The sequence below is a fragment of the Rathayibacter sp. PhB186 genome (assembly GCF_003751825.1).
GTDB lineage: Bacteria > Actinomycetota > Actinomycetes > Actinomycetales > Microbacteriaceae > Rathayibacter > Rathayibacter festucae.
Genome location: NZ_RJKO01000007.1, coordinates 141,934 through 160,378, shown reverse-complemented (window position 1 = coordinate 160,378; position 18,445 = coordinate 141,934). Strand labels below are relative to the sequence as shown.

Here is an 18,445-nt window from a genome sequence, read left to right as displayed (position 1 = left end):
ACGAAGACAGGACCTCCTGATGAACACCTCCCTGCCCACCACCACCAGCGCTCCGACCGGCATCCCCGCCGCTCCCGTGAAAGTGCCGCACCGCTGGCGCAATCTCGCCACCCTGACCGGCGTCACCGTCGTCGACAACACCGAGGCCGGCCTCACCACCACCCTGTTCCCCTCCATCGCCGCGGCCCTGAGCCTGAACAGCGGGCACCTCGGCGTCCTCGCCGCCGCGGGCAAGGTGATCGCGGTCCCGGCCGGGCCCTTCTGGGTGTGGCTCGCCTCCAGGATCGGGCGCCGCGCCGCCCTCGTCCTCACCACCGTCATCGGCGGGACGTTCGGCATCGCCGCGGGCTTCTCGCAGGACTGGATCCAGCTCCTGATCTTCGCGACGCTGATGTCCGCCAGCCTCATCGGCGGCTCCCCCATCGCGAACGCCGTCATCTCGGACTCCTTCGACGACGCGAACCGCTCGAAGGCGGTCGGCTACTTCTACGGCGGCGTCAGCGGCATCGCCTCCGTGGTCGGCCCCGCCATCGCCCTGTTCACGGGTCTCACCGACGGCTGGCGGTACGGGATGTGGACGATCGGCGCGGTCTGCATCCTGTCCGGAATCCTGGTGCGCCTGGTGTTCCGCGACCCCGGTGTCGGCGCCTCCGAAGCCCAGCTCGCGACCCTGGACGAGAGCGAGCGCGCCAAGCAGAAGGTCACCGTCCGGTCCGTGCTGTCGCTGTTCACGATCCCGACGTTCTCGATCATGATGCTCTCCCGGCTGCTGTCCGGGCACCTGCTCATCACCATCTTCGGGATCCAGTTCCTCGTCGTCGAGCGCGGCTTCGAGAACCCCGTCGCCGCTCTCGTGCTGCTCCCCTTCGGTCTCGGCTACATCGTCGGCACGATCGGCGGCGGATGGACGATCCCGGTGCTGGACCGCACGCTGGGCCTCCGCGGCCGCGTAGCGTTCATCCAGCTGGCGCAGGTGTTCTTCGCGGTCGCCGCGTTCTTCGCCACGCAGCAGCCGCACGAGAACATCGGCGTCTACAGCGTCTTCTGGGCCCTGATGGGCCTCGCGCAGGGCATGAACCCGCCGGTCAACCGTCCGATCGTCTCCTCCGTCGTCCTCCCGGAGCTGCGGGGCCAGGCGTTCGCGATCTGGCTGACCGTCTTCGAGACCGTGGGCTGGGCCGTCTTCTCCCTCGGTGCCGGAACGCTGGCGCTCACCCTCGGCCTGCAGGGCGTGTTCCTCTACGTCCTCGTCGGCGCCATGCTCCTCAATGCGGTCGTGCTCGGCGCGCTCTACCTCGTGTACCCGCGCGACGTCCGCCGCGTCGAGGCCGAGCTGAACCGGCGCGCGGCGCCCGCCCGCGTCTGACCCACCGTGATCCGCACTCCCCCGCCCGCGCCCCGTCCGGTCCTCACGACCGGGCGGGGCGAGCGCCGTCCCCGAGCTCGCTACCTCGCCGGTCGCGCGACGCGACAGCGCATCCTGCACGCCGCTCTCGCCTGCCTCACCTCGAGGGGTTCGCCGGCGTGACCGTCAGCGCCGTCGCTCAGAGGGCGGAGCTCAGCACGACCGGCCTCCTCCATCACTTACGCTCGAAGGACGCTCTGCTGCTCGGCCTCCCACGAGCTCCGGGAGGCGGCACGACTCCGAGCCCGGCCGCCACCGTCAGGACGGACGCCTCGATTCCTCCCGCAGCCGCATCGCGGCCTCGTCGTCGAGCCAGTTCGGCCCGGTGTTGCGGAGGAACACCGCGTAGACCACCAGGGAGACGGCGATGACGGCGGTCGCGTAGCCGATGAAGGCCGGCACCTGGTCGGCGCCGAGCGCGCCGGCGTAGAGCAGCGGCGCGGTGCCGCCGAAGACCGAGTTGGCGAGCGCGTAGCCGAAGCCGAGCCCGAGGGCGCGGACGTGCGTGGGGAACAGCTGCGCCTTCACGACGGCGTTGATGGAGGTGTAGCCGGTGAGGATCACGAATCCGCCGACCAGGATCGCGAAGGCGGCGAGCGGGGCGGTCTGCTGCGGCAGGGCGGTGAGGAGGAACCAGGTGTAGAGCACTCCCCCGATCCCGAAGAAGACCAGGAGGGTCTTCCGGCCGATGAGGTCCGAGAGCCAGCCGCCGAGCGGCTGCAGGAGCATCAGCGTCGTCAGGGCGATGAGGTTGATGACGGTGCCCGTGACGACGTCGTCTCCGGCGAACGCGCTCTTGATGATGCTCGGACCGGTCACCGAGTACGTGTAGAAGGCGACCGTGCCGCCCATCGTCACCGCGAAGCAGAGCAGCAGCGGCCGCCACTGGTGGACGAGGAGCTCCCGCATCGAGCCGCTCCGGCGGGACTCCCCTGCTCTGACGGCGTCGATCCGGGTCGTCGCCAGCGATTCGTCCATGGTGCGGCGGAGCCAGAACACGACGACCGCGGCGACGCCGCCGATGCCGAAGGCCACCCGCCAGCCCCAGGCCGAGATCGCCTCGTCAGGCAGGGTCAGCACCATGACGAGCAGCGTCAGCTGAGCGAGGACGTGGCCGCCCACGAGGGTGACGTAGTGGAACGACGAGAGGAAGCCGCGCCGACCGGGGATCGCCGCCTCCGACATGTAGGTGGCGCTCGTCCCGTACTCCCCGCCGGTGGCGAAGCCCTGGAGCAGGCGCGCGAGCACCAGGAGGACCACCGCTCCCCCGCCGATCGACTCGGCCGTCGGCGCGAACGCGACGAGGAGGGAGCAGGCGGCCATCACGGAGACCGAGACCGTGAGCGCGAGGCGGCGCCCGTGCCGGTCCGCGAAGCGGCCGAAGAACCAGGAGCCGATCGGCCGCATGAGGAAGGTGACCGCGAAGATGGCCCAGATGTAGAGGGTCGAGTTCTTCTCGCCGGGAGCGAAGAACTGCGACTCGAAGTAGACGGCGAAGACGGAGTAGACGTAGACGTCGAACCACTCGACGAGATTGCCCGCGGACCCCTTCAACGTGTTCGACACGGAGCGTCGGAGGCTGGTGGGGGTCGTCGTCGTCGTCGACATGATGGTCCGATCATCAAGGGTTCCGGGTGGGACGGATCTCGGGGCGGCGAGGGAGCTGCGGCGTCTCCGCCGTCGGCGCCCCGCGTCGCGGCGAGCCCAGGGGCATCTCTACCGCATTCCCGGTGGCCTGTCCGGAAACTTGACGGTCTCCTGACGCGATCGGGGTCGGACCGCGACGAGGTCGCCGCGTCTCGCGCCAATCGGGCAGAGACGCTGGCCATATCAGTATGGTCTCTCAGTGGAGGTAGACACATGAGGATCCGTACTGAGAACTCGCTGCGATCATCGGCGACGAGGGCTCTTGCCGTCGTTTGGACCGTCACCATCGTCGCATCGCTCGCCGCGTGCTCAGCGGGAGACGCTGCGCCGCCGAAGCCGACCGTGCCGCCGCTCCCGGCTGCCGAGGTGGAGCGCGCGCTGGCCGAGAAGCAGGACGCCGCCTGGGAGCTGCTGGCGGTGACGTATCCGACCGCGGTCCGACCGGAGGTCGACGTGATCCGCACCGTGAATCCCTCGGAGTCGACGTCATCGATTGCGGATTGTATGGTCTCGGCCGGCTTCCCGGAGACGAAGGCCGATCCCGACGGCGGCCTCAACTACGGTTCTTTCCCCACGGAGCAGACGCAGACTCACGACATCGCCCTGTTCGTGTGCAGAGCGCAGTACCCGAGGGATCCGAGATTCGACACGGCTCCGACCGAGGCGCAGTACGAGTACCTCTACCACTATTACGCGTACGACCTCACCGAGTGCCTGGAGAGTCATGGCATCGACGTGCCGGAGGCGCCCACCTACGAGACCTTCCGCGACACCATCAATTCGGGCGAGGCGTGGAATCCCTACCTCAGCTATGAGCCGACCGGGAACACGCAGTGGCTCGCCGTGAATACCGACTGCCCGCAGACCCCTCGGGGCTACTTCGGGGAGTGATGAGCGCCTCGCTGCTCCACATGCCTGATCACTACGACCGCTTCACCCCTGTCACGGATGTCGTGGCACGAACTGAATGGAGAACACAATGAAAAAACTGCTTCCTACAGCAGCACTCGCTTTGATCGGAGGCATTGCGGCAGTGCTGACAGTTCCTGCGGCGGCCAACGCCGCATCCTATTCCTGCGGTGGCATACGGACGGTCGGTATCACGGCGGTCTATTCGACGTCGAACAAGGGGGACGGCGGAATTCTTCACGGATACACGTCGACCGACGGCCGGACTTTCGGCAAGGATTTCAGTTCGTCCAAGGATACTCCTGGCACGTACAAAACATTCTCTCAGTCGGGGTACCGCGGCGTTTCGAGCTGGAGTGTGGGAACGAACGGCACGGCGACCTTGAACAGCTCGGGCGCGAGCTGCTACCAGTGATCGAAATCTCTGCCTCGATCAGCAATCGCTGATCAGGCGTGGTCGGTCGGAGGGTGACAGCCGTCCTCCGACCGATCTCCGTGCGAAAGGCCTCTGCTGGCGAAAGGACTCTGCTGGTGAAAGGACTGTGCTGGTGAAAGGACTGTGCTGGTGAAGGACGATCGATCGCCTCGGAGACGTCTTCTCTCTCCCGTCGCCGCTCTCGCCTCCTGCCTGGTGGTGCTGGCCGCCGCGGCGGGTGTCTGGGCCGGAGCGGTGATCTTCACGCCTGCAGAGGAGGTCGTGCCGGTGACCGACTACACGACCGCTGTCGCTCGCGCCGGTGCTGTCGGCGCGTCGGTGAACCTGGTGGCGACGGCCCACTGGACCCAGTCCCCCGCGGGGACCAATTCGGCGCAGGGCACGGTGACGACGGTGAGTCATGTGCCCGGCGAAGTCGCCCACCAGGGCGAGGAGCTCTACACCGTGGACCTTCGGCCCGTGGTTCTCGCGCGCGGCGTGATCCCCGCGTTCCGGGACATCGACGGGACGAGCGAGGGCGAGGACGTGGAGCAGCTGCAGGAGCTGCTGGGTGACCTCGGGTACTACCGCGGCGCTGCGGACGGTGCACCGGGACCGCGCACCGCGGCCGCGATCAAGGAGTGGCAGAAGGCTGCGGGATTCCCGGTGGACGGCGTCGTCCGACGGGGCGACCTGGTCTTCGTGCCCGAGGTGCCGACCCGGCTGGTCGTCGACGAGACCCTCATCACCCGGGGAGCCGCGGTCTCGGGCGGCGAGGTCGTCGCGAGGACGCTGCCGAAGACGCCGACGTTCTCCGTCACGGCGACAGCGGCGCAGGCCGCTCAGATCGGCGTGGGAGTCGCGGCGGAGATCACCGGACCGGACGGACCCTGGCGGGCGGTCACGGCGGTCCAGGAGGTGAAGCCCGAGGTCGGGGTGTCGATCGCGCTCGCCGGCGTGGACGGCGAGGTCATCTGCGGCGAGGAGTGCGCGGATCTGGACGTGACGCAGGACACCCTCCTCCCCGTCCTCCTCACGACGACACCCGAGACGTCCGGTCTGACCGTCCCGACCGCGAGCATCCGGACCGACGTGAACGGGGATCTCGAAGTGACCGATTCGGCCGGCGGGAGGCATCCCGTGGAGGTCGTCGCTGCCGCGAAGGGCGTCTCGGTCGTGACCGGTCTCGCGGAGGGCACGGTAGTGCGTGTGCACGGCGATGACGCTGCACCCCGATGATCACTGCTGAGAGCATCGGCTTCCGCTATCGACGAGGTCCTCGGATACTGACCGACTTCAGTGCCGTCGTGAAGCACTCCGAGATGGTCGCGATCACCGGCTCGTCGGGGAGGGGCAAGTCGACCCTGCTCTACATCCTGGGCCTGATGGCGACTCCGGAATCGGGACGCGTCCGGATCGACGGCGTCGATGTGAGTGGCATGAGCGATCGGTCGAGGTCGGAGTACCGAGCCGAGAACATCGGGTTCGTCTTCCAGGACGCCGCTCTGGATCCCACGAGAACGGTCCTCGACAACATCGTCGAGACGGCTCTCTATCGCGGGTGCAGGGACTCGGCTGTGGAACTCGCGGCGCACGGGCTGATGGAGCGCTTCGGGGTCGCCCTGCGCGCCTCGGCGAGACCCCACCAGGTCTCCGGCGGCCAGGCGCAGCGGATAGCACTGTGCCGGGCACTCATCAACGATCCGACGATCCTCCTCGCGGACGAGCCGACGGGGAATCTCGATCCGGACTCCGCGGCGGTGGTCGTCGACGCACTGCGAGAGCGCGCCCTCTCGGGATCCTCGGTGATCGTGGTCACGCACGACGAGACGGTCGTCGCCTCCTGCGATCGGAGGATCCGCCTGTGAAGCGGAGATTCGTCCTGCCCGTGCTCCGGGAGGCCCTCGCCTCCTCGCTCGCGCAACCGGTGACCTCCCTCCTCACCCTGGTGATGGTGGTGGCGATGTGCGCCGGGATCGTTCTGACGACCGGGCGGACCGTGGGGGCGGAGCAGAGCGTTCTCGCGACTGTGGACTCGGCGGGGACGCGGTCCATCCTGGTCCGCGGAGAGGCGCAGGCGGGCCTGTCGTCGGACGCACTCGAGAGGATCTCCCGACTCTCCGGAGTGCAGTGGGCGGCCGCGTTCTCGGACGCCAGTGACGTCGGCAACTCCCGGATCGCGGAGGGGCGGAAGGTCGCTCTTCGATCGGTGTGGTCCTCCGACTTCGCAGAGCTGGGCATCGAGGCGTCGCGCTTCCCCCGCGGGTCGGCGTGGGCGTCCGAGGACGCGCTCGCGGCTCTGGGCTTCGCCGAGGAGACCGGCTCGGTCTCGACGGGCCGCGGAGCCGGGGTCGACGTCGTCGGGACCTTCGCCTCGTCCGAGTACCTGTCCTTCCTCGGCCCGTCCGTCCTGGTCCCGATGCCTCCGTCCTCGACCGGGAGTGTGGGCTACGTGATCGTCATCGCTTCGGAACCCGAGATGATCCGCCCGCTGACGCGAGCGATCGGCTCCCTTCTGGCTCCGACGGACCCTCAGGGCGTCACCGTGACCACGAGCGCTCGGTACGCGGACCTGCGTGCCGTTCTCGAGGGCACTCTCGGGGGCTTCGGCCGAGATCTCGTCGGTCTCATCGCCGGCGCGGGCGCGGTCCTGGTCGGTGCGACGCAGTACGGTCTCGTCCTGATGCGACGCAAGGACTTCGGACGCCGAAGGGCTCTCGGCGCCACGAGAGGCCTGATCGTCCTGCTCGTCGTCTGTCAGGTCCTCCTCGTCGCGACGGTCGGCGCTCTGCTGGGCACGGCGGGATCCGCCGTGCTCCTGGTGGCCGGCGGCGACCCGCTTCCCGGCCTCGACTTCCTGGTCGCCACGGGCGCTCTGGCGATCGTGGTCTCCGTCGTCGCCGCGCTTCTCCCCGCTCAGAGGGCGGCGAGCAGGGATCCCCTGCACGAGCTGAGAGTGCCGTGATCCTGAGGCACCTCGGTCACCTTGCGCCCTGCTCGTGCCTCCGCGTGAGCCCCGGCTCCACGACTCGACTCACCGCCGGTGCAGGCTCAGCACCGCCTCGACGAGGGCGAGCTGGCGCTCGGGCTCGATGACCGAGCCGCGCGTGACCCACTCGACCTGCTGGCCGGACGCGACCGACAGCAGCAGGTCGACGACCGGTTCGAGGGGCGCCTCCGCGGCGATCTCGCCGAGCGCGACGGCCTCCCGCAGCCGCTGCAGGAGCGTGATCCGCCACTCCCCGTCGACGGACGGCGCCGCGCCTGCGGCCGGGCCGAGGACGGCGACGCGGCCCCAGAAGGAGACGACCAGCCGGGCCTCCGAGCGGGTCGTCTCGTCCAGCGGCAGGATCTCGGTCATCATCGCGCGCAGTGCCTCGAGCCCGGAGAGCTCGGCCGTGCGCTGAGCGATGCGCGCGTTCGTGCGCTCGAAGACAGCATCGAAGGCTCCGGAGAGGACGGCGTCGAAGTTCGGGAAGTAGTGCCAGAGCGAGCCCGTCGCCACGCCGAGCTCGGCGGCGATGGCCCTCGAGGTCGCGGCTTCGAGGCCGTCGCGGTGAGCGATGGTCAGCAGGGCGTCGACGACGGCGCGACGCCGGGCGTCGTGGTCGACGATCTTGGGCATGGGTCCATTCTCGCGGCACAGCGGGAGGGACGCCGCCGCTGTCCTCGGCGGCCGCCGACGACGTTCACGCGACCGTAACAGGATCGAAACCGTTGTTGAGCGGTAGCTCAATAACGTGGCGGTCAACGCTTCCCGATGCTCCTCCCGGGATCCGCGCCCGCTCCTCCTCGCACGCCGTTCCTCCTCCCCCGCCGGCCGATGTCGCCGCCGCCGGCCTCCCGCTCCTCTCTCAGCCCTGCTCCTCCCTCAGCCCTGGAGGCTCCCCATGGTCATGCCCGTCGACACTCCCGTCGCCGAACCCGCCCGCCTGCGCGGGTCGCTCGGACCCACCGCGATCGTCTTCATGGTCGTCGCCGCGGCGGCCCCGCTCACCGTCGTCGCCGCCAGCCCGATCGGGATGGCGCTCACCAACGGCGGCGGTGTCCCCGCGAACTACCTCATCGCCGGCGTCGTGCTGCTGCTCTTCGCCGTCGGCTTCACCGCGATGGCCCACCACATCAAGGACGCCGGAGCGTTCTACTCCTTCATCGGCGCGGGCCTGGGCCGGGTCGCCGGCAGCGGCGCCGCGTTCCTCGCGCTCTTCACCTACCTCGCCATCCAGACCGCGATCTACGCCTTCTTCGGCTTCTCCACCTCGGCCCTGCTCGACGGGCTCGGTGTCACCGGGACCCCGTGGACGCTCTGGTCCGCTCTTGCGATCGCCGTCGTCGGCCTCCTCGGCTACCGCGACATCGACCTGTCCGCGAAGGTCCTCGGCGTGCTGCTCGTCCTCGAGGTCCTGGTGATCGTCGTGCTGGCCGTCGCGGTCCTGGCCGGCGGGGGGAGCGAGGCGGAGGGGGTGACCGTTGCCTCGTTCTCCCCTGCCGTGGTCCTCTCCGGGCCGGTCGGCCTGGGCGTGATGATGGCGTTCGGCGGCTACACCGGGTTCGAGTCGACGGCGATCTTCCGCGACGAGGCCCGGGATCCGAAGCGGACCATCCCCCGCGCCACCTACGCCGCCGTCCTCGCGATCGGAGTCTTCTACACGCTCGCCACCTGGGCGCTCGTGGTCGCCTGGGGCACCGGCGGCCTCAAGGGGCTCGCCCTCGAGCACACGGGCGACCTGCTGCAGCTGACCGCGACCACCTACGTCGGCTCCTGGCTCGCCGAGACGATCGCCGTGCTCCTCTGCACGAGCCTGCTGGCCTGCGTCATCTCCTTCCACAACGTGGTCAGCCGCTACCTGCACTCGCTCGGCAGGACCGGCCTCCTCCCCGCTTCCCTCGCCGGCACCCATGCGGCGCACGGGTCGCCGCACCGCGCCTCGGTGGTGGTGACGGTGATCTCCGTCCTCCTGCTCGGGGTCTGGACGGCGAGCGGCTGGGACCCGCTGCTCCAGGTGTTCACCTGGATCTCCTCGGTCGGCGCGATCGGGATCATCCTGCTGTTCGTGCTGGCCTCGGTCGCCGTGATCGCCTTCTTCGCCCGCACCCGTCTCGACCGCCGGGTCTGGAACACGGTCGTCGCCCCGGTGCTCGCTCTGATCGGGCTCGTCGCCGTCCTCGTGCTCGCCGTCACGAACTTCCCGACCCTGACCGGCTCGACCGACCCGGTGCTCAACGCGACCCTCGCCGGCGGTCCGCTCCTCGCCCTCGCCCTCGGTGTCCTCGTGGCGATCCGGGTGCGCCGGGCGCACCCGCTGCGCTGGGCGCTCGTGCGGTTCGACCTCAGCGAACCGGCGGCGCCGATCGACGCTCCGCGCGCCACGACCGGCGTCTGACCCTTCCTCCCTCCGCACCGACCCTCTGGAGCAGTTCATGACCTCGACCCTCGACACCGTCGACACGTCCACCGCCGCCCCGTCCACCTCCGCCACCGAGTGGACGCCCGTCGCCGCCCATCCCCTCGACCCGCTGCACGCGGCCGAGATCGAGCGCTTCCGCGCTCTCCTGGAGGGCGCGGGGCTCGTCGGCGCGTCGACCCGCTTCGCCTCCGTGCTGCTGCGCGAGCCGCACAAGCGCGACGTCCTCGCGTTCGAGGCGGGCGCGGTGCCGCCCCGCGAGGTCACCGCGCTGCTCACCGATCTCGCCGCGAACACGCTCAGCCAGGTCGTGGTCGATCTCGTCAGCGGAGCGGTGGCGGTCGAGCGCCTCGATCCCGCGGTCACCGGCTGGGGGCCCTCGCTGAACGAGGACTTCCCCGCCGCCGACGCGCTCGTGAAGGCGGACGCGCGCTGGGTGGAGGCGCTCGCCCGCCGCGGCGTCACCGAGCTCGACCGCGTGCGGACGGTCCCGCTCTCGGCCGGTGTCTACGGCTACGAGGACGAGGTGGGCGTGCGCGTCTACCGGGTGCTGGCCTTCTGGCAGGAGTACCCGACCGACTCGGTGTGGGCGCACCCGATCGACGGCGTCGTCGCCCACATCGACCTCACCCACGGACGGGTCCTCCGGGTGGTCGAGACGGACGTGATGCACGTCCCGCAGGAATCGGGCGACTACCTCGACCCTGTGGTCCGCGGCCCGGAGCGGACCACCCTGAAGCCCATCAGCATCACCCAGCCCGAGGGGGTGTCCTTCGAGCTCGACGGGAACGTCCTGCGCTGGCAGAACTGGGAGGTGCGGATCGGCTTCAACGGCCGCGAAGGTCTGACCCTGCACCAGCTGTCCTACGAGGATCAGGGCCGGAAGCGCCCGATCATGTACCGCGGGTCGATCTCGGAGATGGTCGTGCCCTACGGCGACCCCACGCCGACGCACGCCTGGCAGAACTACTTCGACGTCGGCGAGTACCAGTTCGGGCGCCTGGCGAACTCGCTCGAGCTCGGCTGCGACTGCGTCGGCGAGATCAGCTACCTCGATGCCGTCGTCGTCGACGATCTCGGCGCGCCGACGACGATCCGGAACGCGATCTGCATCCACGAGGAGGACGCGGGCATCCTCTGGAAGCACACCGACGACTTCTCCGGCACGAGCGAGACGCGGCGCCAGCGCCGCCTCGTGATCTCCTTCTTCGTCACCGTCGGCAACTACGACTACGGCTTCTACTGGTACCTCTCGCTCGACGGCACGATCGAGCTCGAGAGCAAGGCCACCGGCATCGTCTTCGCGTCGGGGCATCCGGGCGGCGACTACCCGTACGCCTCCGAGCTCGCGCCCGGGCTCGGTGCGCCGTTCCACCAGCACCTCTTCTCCGCGCGGCTGGACATGACGGTCGACGGAGTCGCGAACGCGGTGGACGAGATCGAGGTCCAGCGGGTGCCGAGCGGCCCCGGCAACCCGTGGGGCAACGCCCTCGCCCGCAGGGTCACTCCGCTGGCCAGCGAGTCCGAGGCGCAGCGGCTCGCGGACACCGCGGCCGGACGGGTGTGGAGCATCCGCTCGACGGAGACGACCAACCGGATGGGGCACTCCCCCGCCTATGTCCTGCACCCCGAGGGCAGGCCGGTGCTCGCCGCCGCCGACGACTCCTCCGCGCGAGCGCGGGCCGGCTTCTCGACCAAGCACCTCTGGGTGACGCAGTACGACCGCGACGAGCTGTGGGCCGCGGGGACGATCGTCAACCAGAACCCGGGAGGGGCGGGTCTCCCGCACTACGTCCGCGGCGACCGGCCGCTGCTCGGCGAGGACCTCGTGCTCTGGCACACCTTCGGCCTGACCCACTTCCCGCGGCTGGAGGACTGGCCGATCATGCCCGTCGACACCGCCGGGTTCGTGCTCAAGCCCGACGGCTTCTTCGACCGCAACCCGACGCTCGACGTGCCCGCCACCGCGAGCGCGGACCACTGCGCGCCGGGACAGCACCACGGCACCGGCCACGGCGGCGACGCCGCGGCTCACGCGCACTGAGCGCCGTGCCCGCCCTCGTCACCGGCGCGATGCTCGGCGCCTCGCTGCTGGCGGCCTGCTGCACGATCGTCGATCCGCACCGGGCGGGTCGCGGGTGGATGCGGGCCTCCGCCCTGCTGATGCTGGCCGCGATGACGGACAGCAGCACGGTCGGCGTCGTGCCACCCCTGCTCTGGGCGGTCGCCGTCGCAGTGATGGGCGTGGGCTCGGTCGCCGCCGACCGGAGTGCCGTGGGCGCGACGGCGACCGCGTCGCGCGTCCACCGCGGGCTGGCCGCGCTGGCGATGGGAGCCCTCCTCGTCGGTCACCCCGGGGCGGCCCCGGGCGAGCACGCGCACGCGGCGCTCGGCCTCGGAGTCGTCGTGACCGCCCTCGGCGTGGTCGTGGTCGCTGGCGGGCTCGCGCTCACCGGCGTGCGCTGCGCGGCTCGCGAGCGGCTGTCGGCCCGCGAGCGGATCGCCGCCCTCGAACCCGCTCTGATGGCGGTCGCCGTCGGCGCGATGCTGCTCTGACCACCTCCGCAGCCGCTCAGTGCAGGGACAGCTCGACGATGAGCACTGCCGCACCCAGCGCACCGACACCGGTCAGGACGAGCAGCTTCGTCCCGAGGGCGGCTTTCACACGGAGCACCGCGAGGAGCGTGATGACGATCAGGGTCGCCACCAGCACGATCGCGGTGAGACGCAGCGCCTCGGGAAGAGCCAGGGCACCGGAGGCGCTCACGCACAGGATGAGGACGGGAGCGATGATGACGCGCAGGGAGCCGAAGCTGACGGAGAGCATGTGCCGGATCTCGGCGCCGCGGGGCAGGACGCCTCGCGTCATCATCGACGCCGTCAGATCGGCGACGAACACTGCGAGCAGCGTGCCGAACACGGTGACGGCGAGAGTCACCGCCGCGCTCCGCACGGACGCGTGGTCGACGTCGCGCGCCGAGGAGACCGTGACGACCAGGGCGGTGAACGTCACGTAGATGCGCTCCTTGAGCGCTTCCGACGCCGAGGAGCGGGACGTGTGCGTCGGCGAGACGGTGTCAGCGTCCGGCACAGCGCTCCCGGCGACACGCGGTCATCGGGTCGCTCGCGGCCGTCGTCATCGACTCTCCAGCATCCGCTGCAGCACCGCGGCCGGAGCGGGGCGCGAGGCGTTGCTCTCGGCGACGGCGCCGGCGCGCGCTGCGTGGTCCGGGTCGGCCAGGAGGCGGCGCAGGGCTCCGGGGAGCTCGTCGAGTCCGGCGATCCCGATCGCAGCGCCGGTCGCCTCGACGCGCTCGGCGATCAGCGGCTGGTCGGCACCGTGGGGCCAGAGGACGAGGGGGACACCGTGCGCCAGCGCGGCCAGCACCGTGCCCGCTCCTCCCACGGTGACGATCGCGGAAGCGCCGCGCAGGAGCCCGTCGATCGGAGTGAACGGCACCCAGGTCACCGACCGGTCGTCGGATCCGACGACGCTCTCTCCGAGCGCGAGACCGGTCGTGACGACCGCGTCCACGCCCGCCTCCGCCAGACGGGCGGCCAGCTCTCCCAGTGCGCCGGCATCGGAGAAGATCGTCCCCATGCTCGCGACCACGCGAGGTCGCCCCGTCGCCGGCGCCTCCGGTGCCTCGCCGGAGCCGCGCCCTCGATGGGCGGAGAACGCCATGTCGTGCACGGGTGCGTCCGACCACGTCGGGTCCTCCCCCGCCGTGAGCTCCTCCGGCCAGATCTGCACGGTCCCGGCGGGGTCGCGCGGCTCGAGGCCGGCGGAGCGGTAGCGCTCCCCCGCGGACTCGGCGATCGCCTCCATCCAGGAGGTCGGCGGGTGCACGGTCATGCTGAACCTCCACCACGGCACGTCCAGGAGGGCGCTCAGGAACGGCCCGACCGAGTTGAAGACGTCTGCGACGACGACGTCCGGCATCCACGACCGAGCGGCCGGTATCGCCGCAGGGAGGGACAGGTCGAGCAGGACACCGCCGAACGTCTCGCCGATGCCCTCCACGGTCGGCTGCATCAGGTCCCCCTGCGTGCGCTCAGCGGCCAGCGTGGCGAGCTCGAGCGGCATCGGTCCCGCCGGCAGCAGCTCGACTCCCAAGGGAAGGTCCGACTCCAGCAGGGGACGCAGGTCGGCACTCGCGATCAGGGCCACGGTGTGACCGCTCTCCAGAGCCGCTTCCATCAGCGGCGCCATCGGCAGGACGTGACCGTGGGCGGAGACGGCGGTGAACAGGATTCTCGACATGCGTCCATCCTCTCGGCCCGAGCCACTAAACCACAAATGTTGTTTTGCTCTGCCGAGGACGGATCGCCGCAGCGCCCGGGTTCCGTCGGCGGCGGAATCAGGCCCGCGGTGCCCGCGTGCGCGTCCGCAGCCGGTACAGGCTGGTGGTCGCGGCGATGAAGAGGTCGGTGCCGTCCGGTCCGCCGAAGCAGACGTTCGCCACGACCTCCGGCACGGGCACGAAGAGCAGCTCGGCGCCGTCCGGGGCGAAGACGTGCACGCCGTCTCCGGCGGAGGACCACACCCGGCCGCGCTCGTCGACGGCGATGCCGTCGGGCAGGCCGTGCTCGATCGCCGCGAAGAGGCGGCCGTCGCGGGCGCCGGCTCCCCGGTCGACCACGTCGTAGGCGCGGATCCAGTGGCCCGGACCGTCCTCGAGGCCGCGCGCGCTGTCGGTCACGTAGACGGTCGCGCCGTCCGGTGAGAAGGCGATGCCGTTCGGCTGCACGATGTCGGTGACGACCGGCGCGAGGCCGTCCCGGGCGCTCCAGCGGAACACCCAGCGCGCCCCGTACTCGCGCTCGCCCGGGTGCCCCTCGGCCGGCTGCCGGATGCCGTAGTCGGGATCGGTGAACCAGTAGGAGCCGTCGGGCGCGACCGCGACATCGTTGGGCGAGTTGAGCCGTCCGCCGTCCCAGCTCGAGACGAGCTCCTCGACCGTGCCGTCCGGCCGCTCGCGCTCCAGGCGGCGCAGCCCGTGCGAGCACTGCACCACGCTCCCGTCCGCGTCCAGCAGCCGGCCGTTGGTGAACTCCACGCCCTCGCGGTGCACCGAGGTCTCCCCGGTCGCACTGTCCCACTGCAGGATCCGGTCGTTCGGGATGTCGCTCCAGCGCAGGCCCCCCTCGGCAGGGATCCAGAGCGGACCCTCGCTCCAGACGGCGCCCGTCCACAGCCGCTCGAGTCCGCCGTCGCCCCGGAGGAGCGCCTCGTCGTCCGTCCGGCCGTCGTCCGTGCGTCCCTCGTCCGTGCGTCCCTCGTCCGCTGTCGCGTCGTTCATCGGCTCCCGCCCGTCCTCTCGTCCTCGTCCTCGCGGAGGGCCGCCCGGACGGCGCCCTCCAGCCTTCCCGTGTCGCCGAAATCCCCGGCGCGCTCCGCCACGACGGTCCGGAGGACCTCGTCGGGCGCCACTCCCGCGGCGCGCAGCTGCACCACGCGATCCAGGACGCGGCGCAGATGAGCGTCGTAACCGTCGATCAGCTCCGGACCGCCGATCGGACCGTGGCTCGGGACGATGATCGCGGGTGCCATGGCGCGCAGCCGCTGGAGGCTCCGCAGCCACGGTCCGATGCGCGAGTGCGGGCTCGCGAGGGCCGGCGCGCCTCCCATCGCCAGGTCGCCGGCGAACAGCACCCGGTCCTCCCGCACGAGGGCGGCCGTGTCGCCCTCGGTGTGGTTCGTCCCCATGGCGGTGATCAGCACCGCGACTCCGCCGAGGTCCAGCTCGATCGTCTCGTCGAAGACGACGTCGGCGGGCCGGAACACCGCCCCCTCGAGCAGGCGCCGGTAGTGCGGGGACGCCGCTCGGAAGTCGTCGGCCACCGCCGGGGCGGTCGTCTCGAGCTCGCGCACCTGGCTGCGCGCGCGCAGCAGCACGACGTCGGAGGGGAAGGCGCCGGCACCGAGATCGTGCTCGGGGTGGGTGTGGGTGGTCAGCAGCAGCAGCGGGCGCTCCCCCGCGACGGACCGCGCGGCGGCGAGGACCCTCGCGCCGTTCTCCGCGCCCATCCCGGTGTCGACGACCAGGGCCCTGCGCTCGCCGACGACGACGCCGACGTTCGGGACGCGGGCCCGCGAGCCGTCGGGGACGAGGTGCACGTGCTCGGAGAGCCGGTGCAGCGTCTCCGGCCGGATCAGCGGGTCGGGCAGCTCGGTCGCGCCGGGCCCGGTTGCGCGGGGCGCGGTCGTTCCGGGTCCGGTCATGCCGGGATCACCGCCGTCGACTCGCGGACGACCAGCTCGCACTCGAGCGGCAGGACACCGCGCCGCTGCTCGCCGCCGAGCATCGCCAGGACCGACTCGGCGGCGAGGCGCCCGAGCTCGTCGAGCCGCGGATCGACCGTCGTCAGCGGCGGACGGGAGGCCAGCGCCATCACGTCCCAGTTGTCGAAGCCGACGACGGAGACGTCCTCGGGCACCCGCACGCCGTCCTCCTGGAGCTGCTCGACCACGCCGCGCGCGATCTGGTCGCTCCCGCAGAAGACGGCGTCGTAGGGCCGCCCGTCGCGGGTGAGGATGCTGGCGGCCTGCCGCCCCCAGGCCTCGCTCCAGCTGCCCCACATCGCGGTGACGTCCTCGGCGGCGACCCCGGCCGCGGCGAGCTCGTCGAGCATGCCGGCGTAGCGCAGCCGGGCGGCCAGGTGCTTCTGCGGACCGGAGATGTAGGCGATGCGGCGGCGGCCGAGGGCGAGCAGGTGCGCGACGGCGAGCCGTCCGCCGTGCTCGTCGTCGATGACGATCGACAGGTCGTCGGGCTGCTGCGACCGGGCCAGGACGTAGCAGACCGGGACCCGGGTCGAGATGGCGATCGGCGGCCGGGTCTCGGCGCGCCGGCCGGTGACGATCACGGCGTCCACCCGCCGGGCCAGGAAGGTCTGCAGGTGGTGGTTCTCGCGGATCGGATCGCCGCGGCCGTCCGCGAGCAGCACCGAGATCTGGCCCGCGCTCAGAGCGTCCTCGACGCCGAGCATGAGTGGGATCGCGAAGCGGCTGAAGCTGTCCGTGGTCAGCAGGCCGATCGTGTACGCGCGGGTGGTGCGCACCTCGCGGCGGGAGACGCCCTGGTCGTAGCCCAGCCGGCGGGCGACGCCCTCGATGTGCTCGCGTGTCTCGCCCCGCATCCGCCCGGTTCCGCTCAGCGCCTTCGACACCGTGCTCAGCGAGACGCCCGCCTCGCTCGCGATCCGCGCCAGCGTGATCCGCTGTCCGTCCATCACGCACCTCCTTTGCGCAGTCAGTTTTCCCACTGTTCACCGCCACCGCAAGGTCGATCTGAGAAAGATTGGGAAAGTTTTGCTTTGTGCGCATCCCGACTCCGACACTGGGTGAGGCCCACGGCCCTGTCATCTCGAAGAGGAGAAATCATGAACAGACCGACGCGATTCACGGTCGGCGGCGCGACCGTCCTGGCCGCGACCCTGGCGCTCTCCGCCTGCGGAGCGGCGAGCGGCAGCACCGGCTCCGGCGAGGCGAGCGAGCTCACGATGTGGGCGCGCTCCTCCACCCAGGACTACACGGAGGCGCTCGTCGACGCCTACAACGAGTCGCACGACACGCAGATCGAGCTGACGATCGTCGCCTCGGAGAGCTTCCAGCAGAAGGTCGGCGCGGCGGCCGGAGCGGGCTCGCTGCCCGACATCCTCGCGTCCGACGTCGTCTACGCCCCCAACTACGCCAAGCAGTCGGTCTACCTCGACATCACCGACCGCATCGCCGAGCTCCCCTACGCGGACGATCTCGTCAAGGCGCACGTCGACGCCTCGACCTTCGACGGCAAGAGCTACGCCGTCCCGCACAAGGTCGACTCGAGCTTCATCTTCTACAACAAGGACCTCTTCGCGAAGGCGGGACTGGACCCGGAGAACCCGCCGACCACCTACGACGGCATCTACGAGGCCGCGAAGGCGATCACCGCGCTCGGCGACGACACCTACGGCGCCTACTTCCCCGGCAGCTGCGCCGGCTGCAACGCCTACACCTCCTTCGGAGTGGCGAAGGCCGCCGACGAGGTGCCGTTCAGCGACGACGGCGCGACCGCGGACATCGACAGCGACGCGCTCGCCGACTGGTTCGGCCTCTACCAGCGCCTCTACGCCGACGGCCTCGTCGCGCCCGGAGCCTCGACCGGCGACTCCACCACCCAGCAGGAGCCCTTCCTGCAGGGCAAGGCGGGCATCTGGCCGAACGGCTCGTACTCGATCCCGTCCGTCAATGAGACCGTCGACTTCGACTGGGGCTACATGCCGCTCGCCACGGCGGACGGCAGCGGCACCGGCACGTTCGTGGGCGGCGACGTCATCGGCATCTCCGGAACCTCGAAGAACGCCGACGCCTCGTGGGACTTCATCCAGTGGACGCTGGAGGAGGACCAGCAGGTCGACATCGTCGCGAAGTCGGGCAACCTGCCCGTCCGCGTCGACCTCGCGGAGAACGAGTACACCGCCGCGGACCCGCGACTGGTCGCCATCACCGCCGGTCTGGCGAACGGCTACACCCCGTCGACCCTGGCCTACGGCGAGGCGATCAACTCCCCGAACGGTCCGTGGCTGACCGCCATGCGCGGTGTCGTCTTCAACGGCGAGTCCGGCGCGCTGGCGGACGGCCAGTCGGCGATCCAGTCCCTGCTGGACGGGGCCTACTGA

Annotated in this window: 18 protein-coding genes; 11 read left to right on the top strand and 7 right to left on the bottom strand. The window is 70.8% G+C overall.

Features of this window, described 5'->3' with window-relative positions; all coding sequences use genetic code 11:
* Positions 1-19 precede the first annotated feature (19 nt).
* Both EDF45_RS16705 and EDF45_RS21975 read left to right on the top strand, forming a co-directional pair.
* The gene (locus EDF45_RS16705; RefSeq protein WP_123737041.1) at positions 20-1,366 is read left to right on the top strand and encodes an MFS transporter; all 1,347 of its coding nucleotides are present in this window, start codon (positions 20-22) and stop codon (positions 1,364-1,366) included.
* Positions 1,363-1,776, top strand: a complete 414-nt coding sequence (locus EDF45_RS21975) for a helix-turn-helix domain-containing protein (RefSeq protein ID WP_123737157.1) — start codon at positions 1,363-1,365, stop codon at positions 1,774-1,776. Before EDF45_RS16705 ends, EDF45_RS21975 begins: the two co-directional genes overlap by 4 nt.
* Here EDF45_RS21975 and EDF45_RS16695 read toward each other — a convergent pair.
* On the bottom strand, positions 1,664-3,013 hold the full coding sequence (locus tag EDF45_RS16695) for an MFS transporter (RefSeq protein ID WP_123737042.1): 1,350 nt from the start codon (positions 3,011-3,013) through the stop codon (positions 1,664-1,666). The genes EDF45_RS21975 and EDF45_RS16695 overlap by 113 nt on opposite strands.
* 381 nt (positions 3,014-3,394) lie before the next feature.
* On the opposite strand from EDF45_RS16695, the gene EDF45_RS16690 reads away from it, so the two are divergent.
* The 5 genes from EDF45_RS16690 (at position 3,395) to EDF45_RS16675 (ending at position 7,341) form a co-directional block, all read left to right on the top strand.
* The gene (locus EDF45_RS16690; protein ID WP_123741033.1) at positions 3,395-3,943 is read left to right on the top strand and encodes a hypothetical protein; all 549 of its coding nucleotides are present in this window, start codon (positions 3,395-3,397) and stop codon (positions 3,941-3,943) included.
* Between the two features lie 88 nt (positions 3,944-4,031).
* Complete coding sequence (locus EDF45_RS21050) at positions 4,032-4,376, top strand: hypothetical protein (protein ID WP_148060315.1); 345 nt, start codon at positions 4,032-4,034, stop codon at positions 4,374-4,376.
* A gap of 150 nt (positions 4,377-4,526) precedes the next feature.
* On the top strand, positions 4,527-5,615 hold the full coding sequence (locus EDF45_RS16685; protein WP_185020239.1) for a peptidoglycan-binding protein: 1,089 nt from the start codon (positions 4,527-4,529) through the stop codon (positions 5,613-5,615).
* Positions 5,612-6,244 carry an ABC transporter ATP-binding protein gene (locus tag EDF45_RS16680; protein WP_123737045.1) on the top strand — a complete coding sequence of 211 codons (633 nt, stop codon included), beginning with the start codon at positions 5,612-5,614 and terminating at the stop codon, positions 6,242-6,244. Before EDF45_RS16685 ends, EDF45_RS16680 begins: the two co-directional genes overlap by 4 nt.
* On the top strand, positions 6,241-7,341 hold the full coding sequence (locus tag EDF45_RS16675) for an ABC transporter permease (protein ID WP_123737046.1): 1,101 nt from the start codon (positions 6,241-6,243) through the stop codon (positions 7,339-7,341). Before EDF45_RS16680 ends, EDF45_RS16675 begins: the two co-directional genes overlap by 4 nt.
* Positions 7,342-7,410: 69 nt before the next feature.
* Here EDF45_RS16675 and EDF45_RS16670 read toward each other — a convergent pair whose 3' ends face one another.
* The gene (locus EDF45_RS16670) at positions 7,411-8,001 is read right to left on the bottom strand and encodes a TetR/AcrR family transcriptional regulator (RefSeq protein WP_123737047.1); all 591 of its coding nucleotides are present in this window, start codon (positions 7,999-8,001) and stop codon (positions 7,411-7,413) included.
* 271 nt (positions 8,002-8,272) lie between these two features.
* On the opposite strand from EDF45_RS16670, the gene EDF45_RS16665 reads away from it, so the two are divergent.
* From EDF45_RS16665 to EDF45_RS16655, 3 genes are read left to right on the top strand one after another with little or no spacing between them, the layout of a single operon-like run.
* The gene (locus EDF45_RS16665; protein WP_185020238.1) at positions 8,273-9,760 is read left to right on the top strand and encodes an APC family permease; all 1,488 of its coding nucleotides are present in this window, start codon (positions 8,273-8,275) and stop codon (positions 9,758-9,760) included.
* A 37-nt stretch (positions 9,761-9,797) separates the two neighbouring features.
* Positions 9,798-11,825 (top strand): primary-amine oxidase, encoded by a 2,028-nt coding sequence (locus EDF45_RS16660; protein ID WP_123737049.1) that lies wholly within the window; start codon positions 9,798-9,800, stop codon positions 11,823-11,825.
* Between the two features lie 5 nt (positions 11,826-11,830).
* Positions 11,831-12,337: a hypothetical protein gene (locus EDF45_RS16655; protein WP_123737050.1), complete on the top strand. Its 507-nt coding sequence runs from the start codon at positions 11,831-11,833 to the stop codon at positions 12,335-12,337.
* A gap of 16 nt (positions 12,338-12,353) precedes the next feature.
* Here the strand turns inward: EDF45_RS16655 and EDF45_RS16650 are convergent, their stop codons facing one another.
* The 5 genes from EDF45_RS16650 to EDF45_RS16630 form a co-directional block, all read right to left on the bottom strand.
* Positions 12,354-12,872 carry a hypothetical protein gene (locus EDF45_RS16650; protein ID WP_123737051.1) on the bottom strand — a complete coding sequence of 173 codons (519 nt, stop codon included), beginning with the start codon at positions 12,870-12,872 and terminating at the stop codon, positions 12,354-12,356.
* 45 nt (positions 12,873-12,917) lie between these two features.
* Positions 12,918-14,045 (bottom strand): glycosyltransferase, encoded by a 1,128-nt coding sequence (locus EDF45_RS16645; RefSeq protein WP_123737052.1) that lies wholly within the window; start codon positions 14,043-14,045, stop codon positions 12,918-12,920.
* A gap of 97 nt (positions 14,046-14,142) precedes the next feature.
* The gene (locus EDF45_RS16640) at positions 14,143-15,084 is read right to left on the bottom strand and encodes an SMP-30/gluconolactonase/LRE family protein (RefSeq protein WP_123737053.1); all 942 of its coding nucleotides are present in this window, start codon (positions 15,082-15,084) and stop codon (positions 14,143-14,145) included.
* Positions 15,081-16,007 (bottom strand): MBL fold metallo-hydrolase, encoded by a 927-nt coding sequence (locus tag EDF45_RS16635; RefSeq protein WP_123737054.1) that lies wholly within the window; start codon positions 16,005-16,007, stop codon positions 15,081-15,083. Before EDF45_RS16635 ends, EDF45_RS16640 begins: the two co-directional genes overlap by 4 nt.
* Positions 16,004-17,017, bottom strand: a complete 1,014-nt coding sequence (locus tag EDF45_RS16630) for a LacI family DNA-binding transcriptional regulator (RefSeq protein ID WP_123737055.1) — start codon at positions 17,015-17,017, stop codon at positions 16,004-16,006. Before EDF45_RS16630 ends, EDF45_RS16635 begins: the two co-directional genes overlap by 4 nt.
* A 150-nt stretch (positions 17,018-17,167) precedes the next feature.
* On the opposite strand from EDF45_RS16630, the gene EDF45_RS16625 reads away from it, so the two are divergent.
* Positions 17,168-18,445: a sugar ABC transporter substrate-binding protein gene (locus EDF45_RS16625; protein WP_123737056.1), complete on the top strand. Its 1,278-nt coding sequence runs from the start codon at positions 17,168-17,170 to the stop codon at positions 18,443-18,445.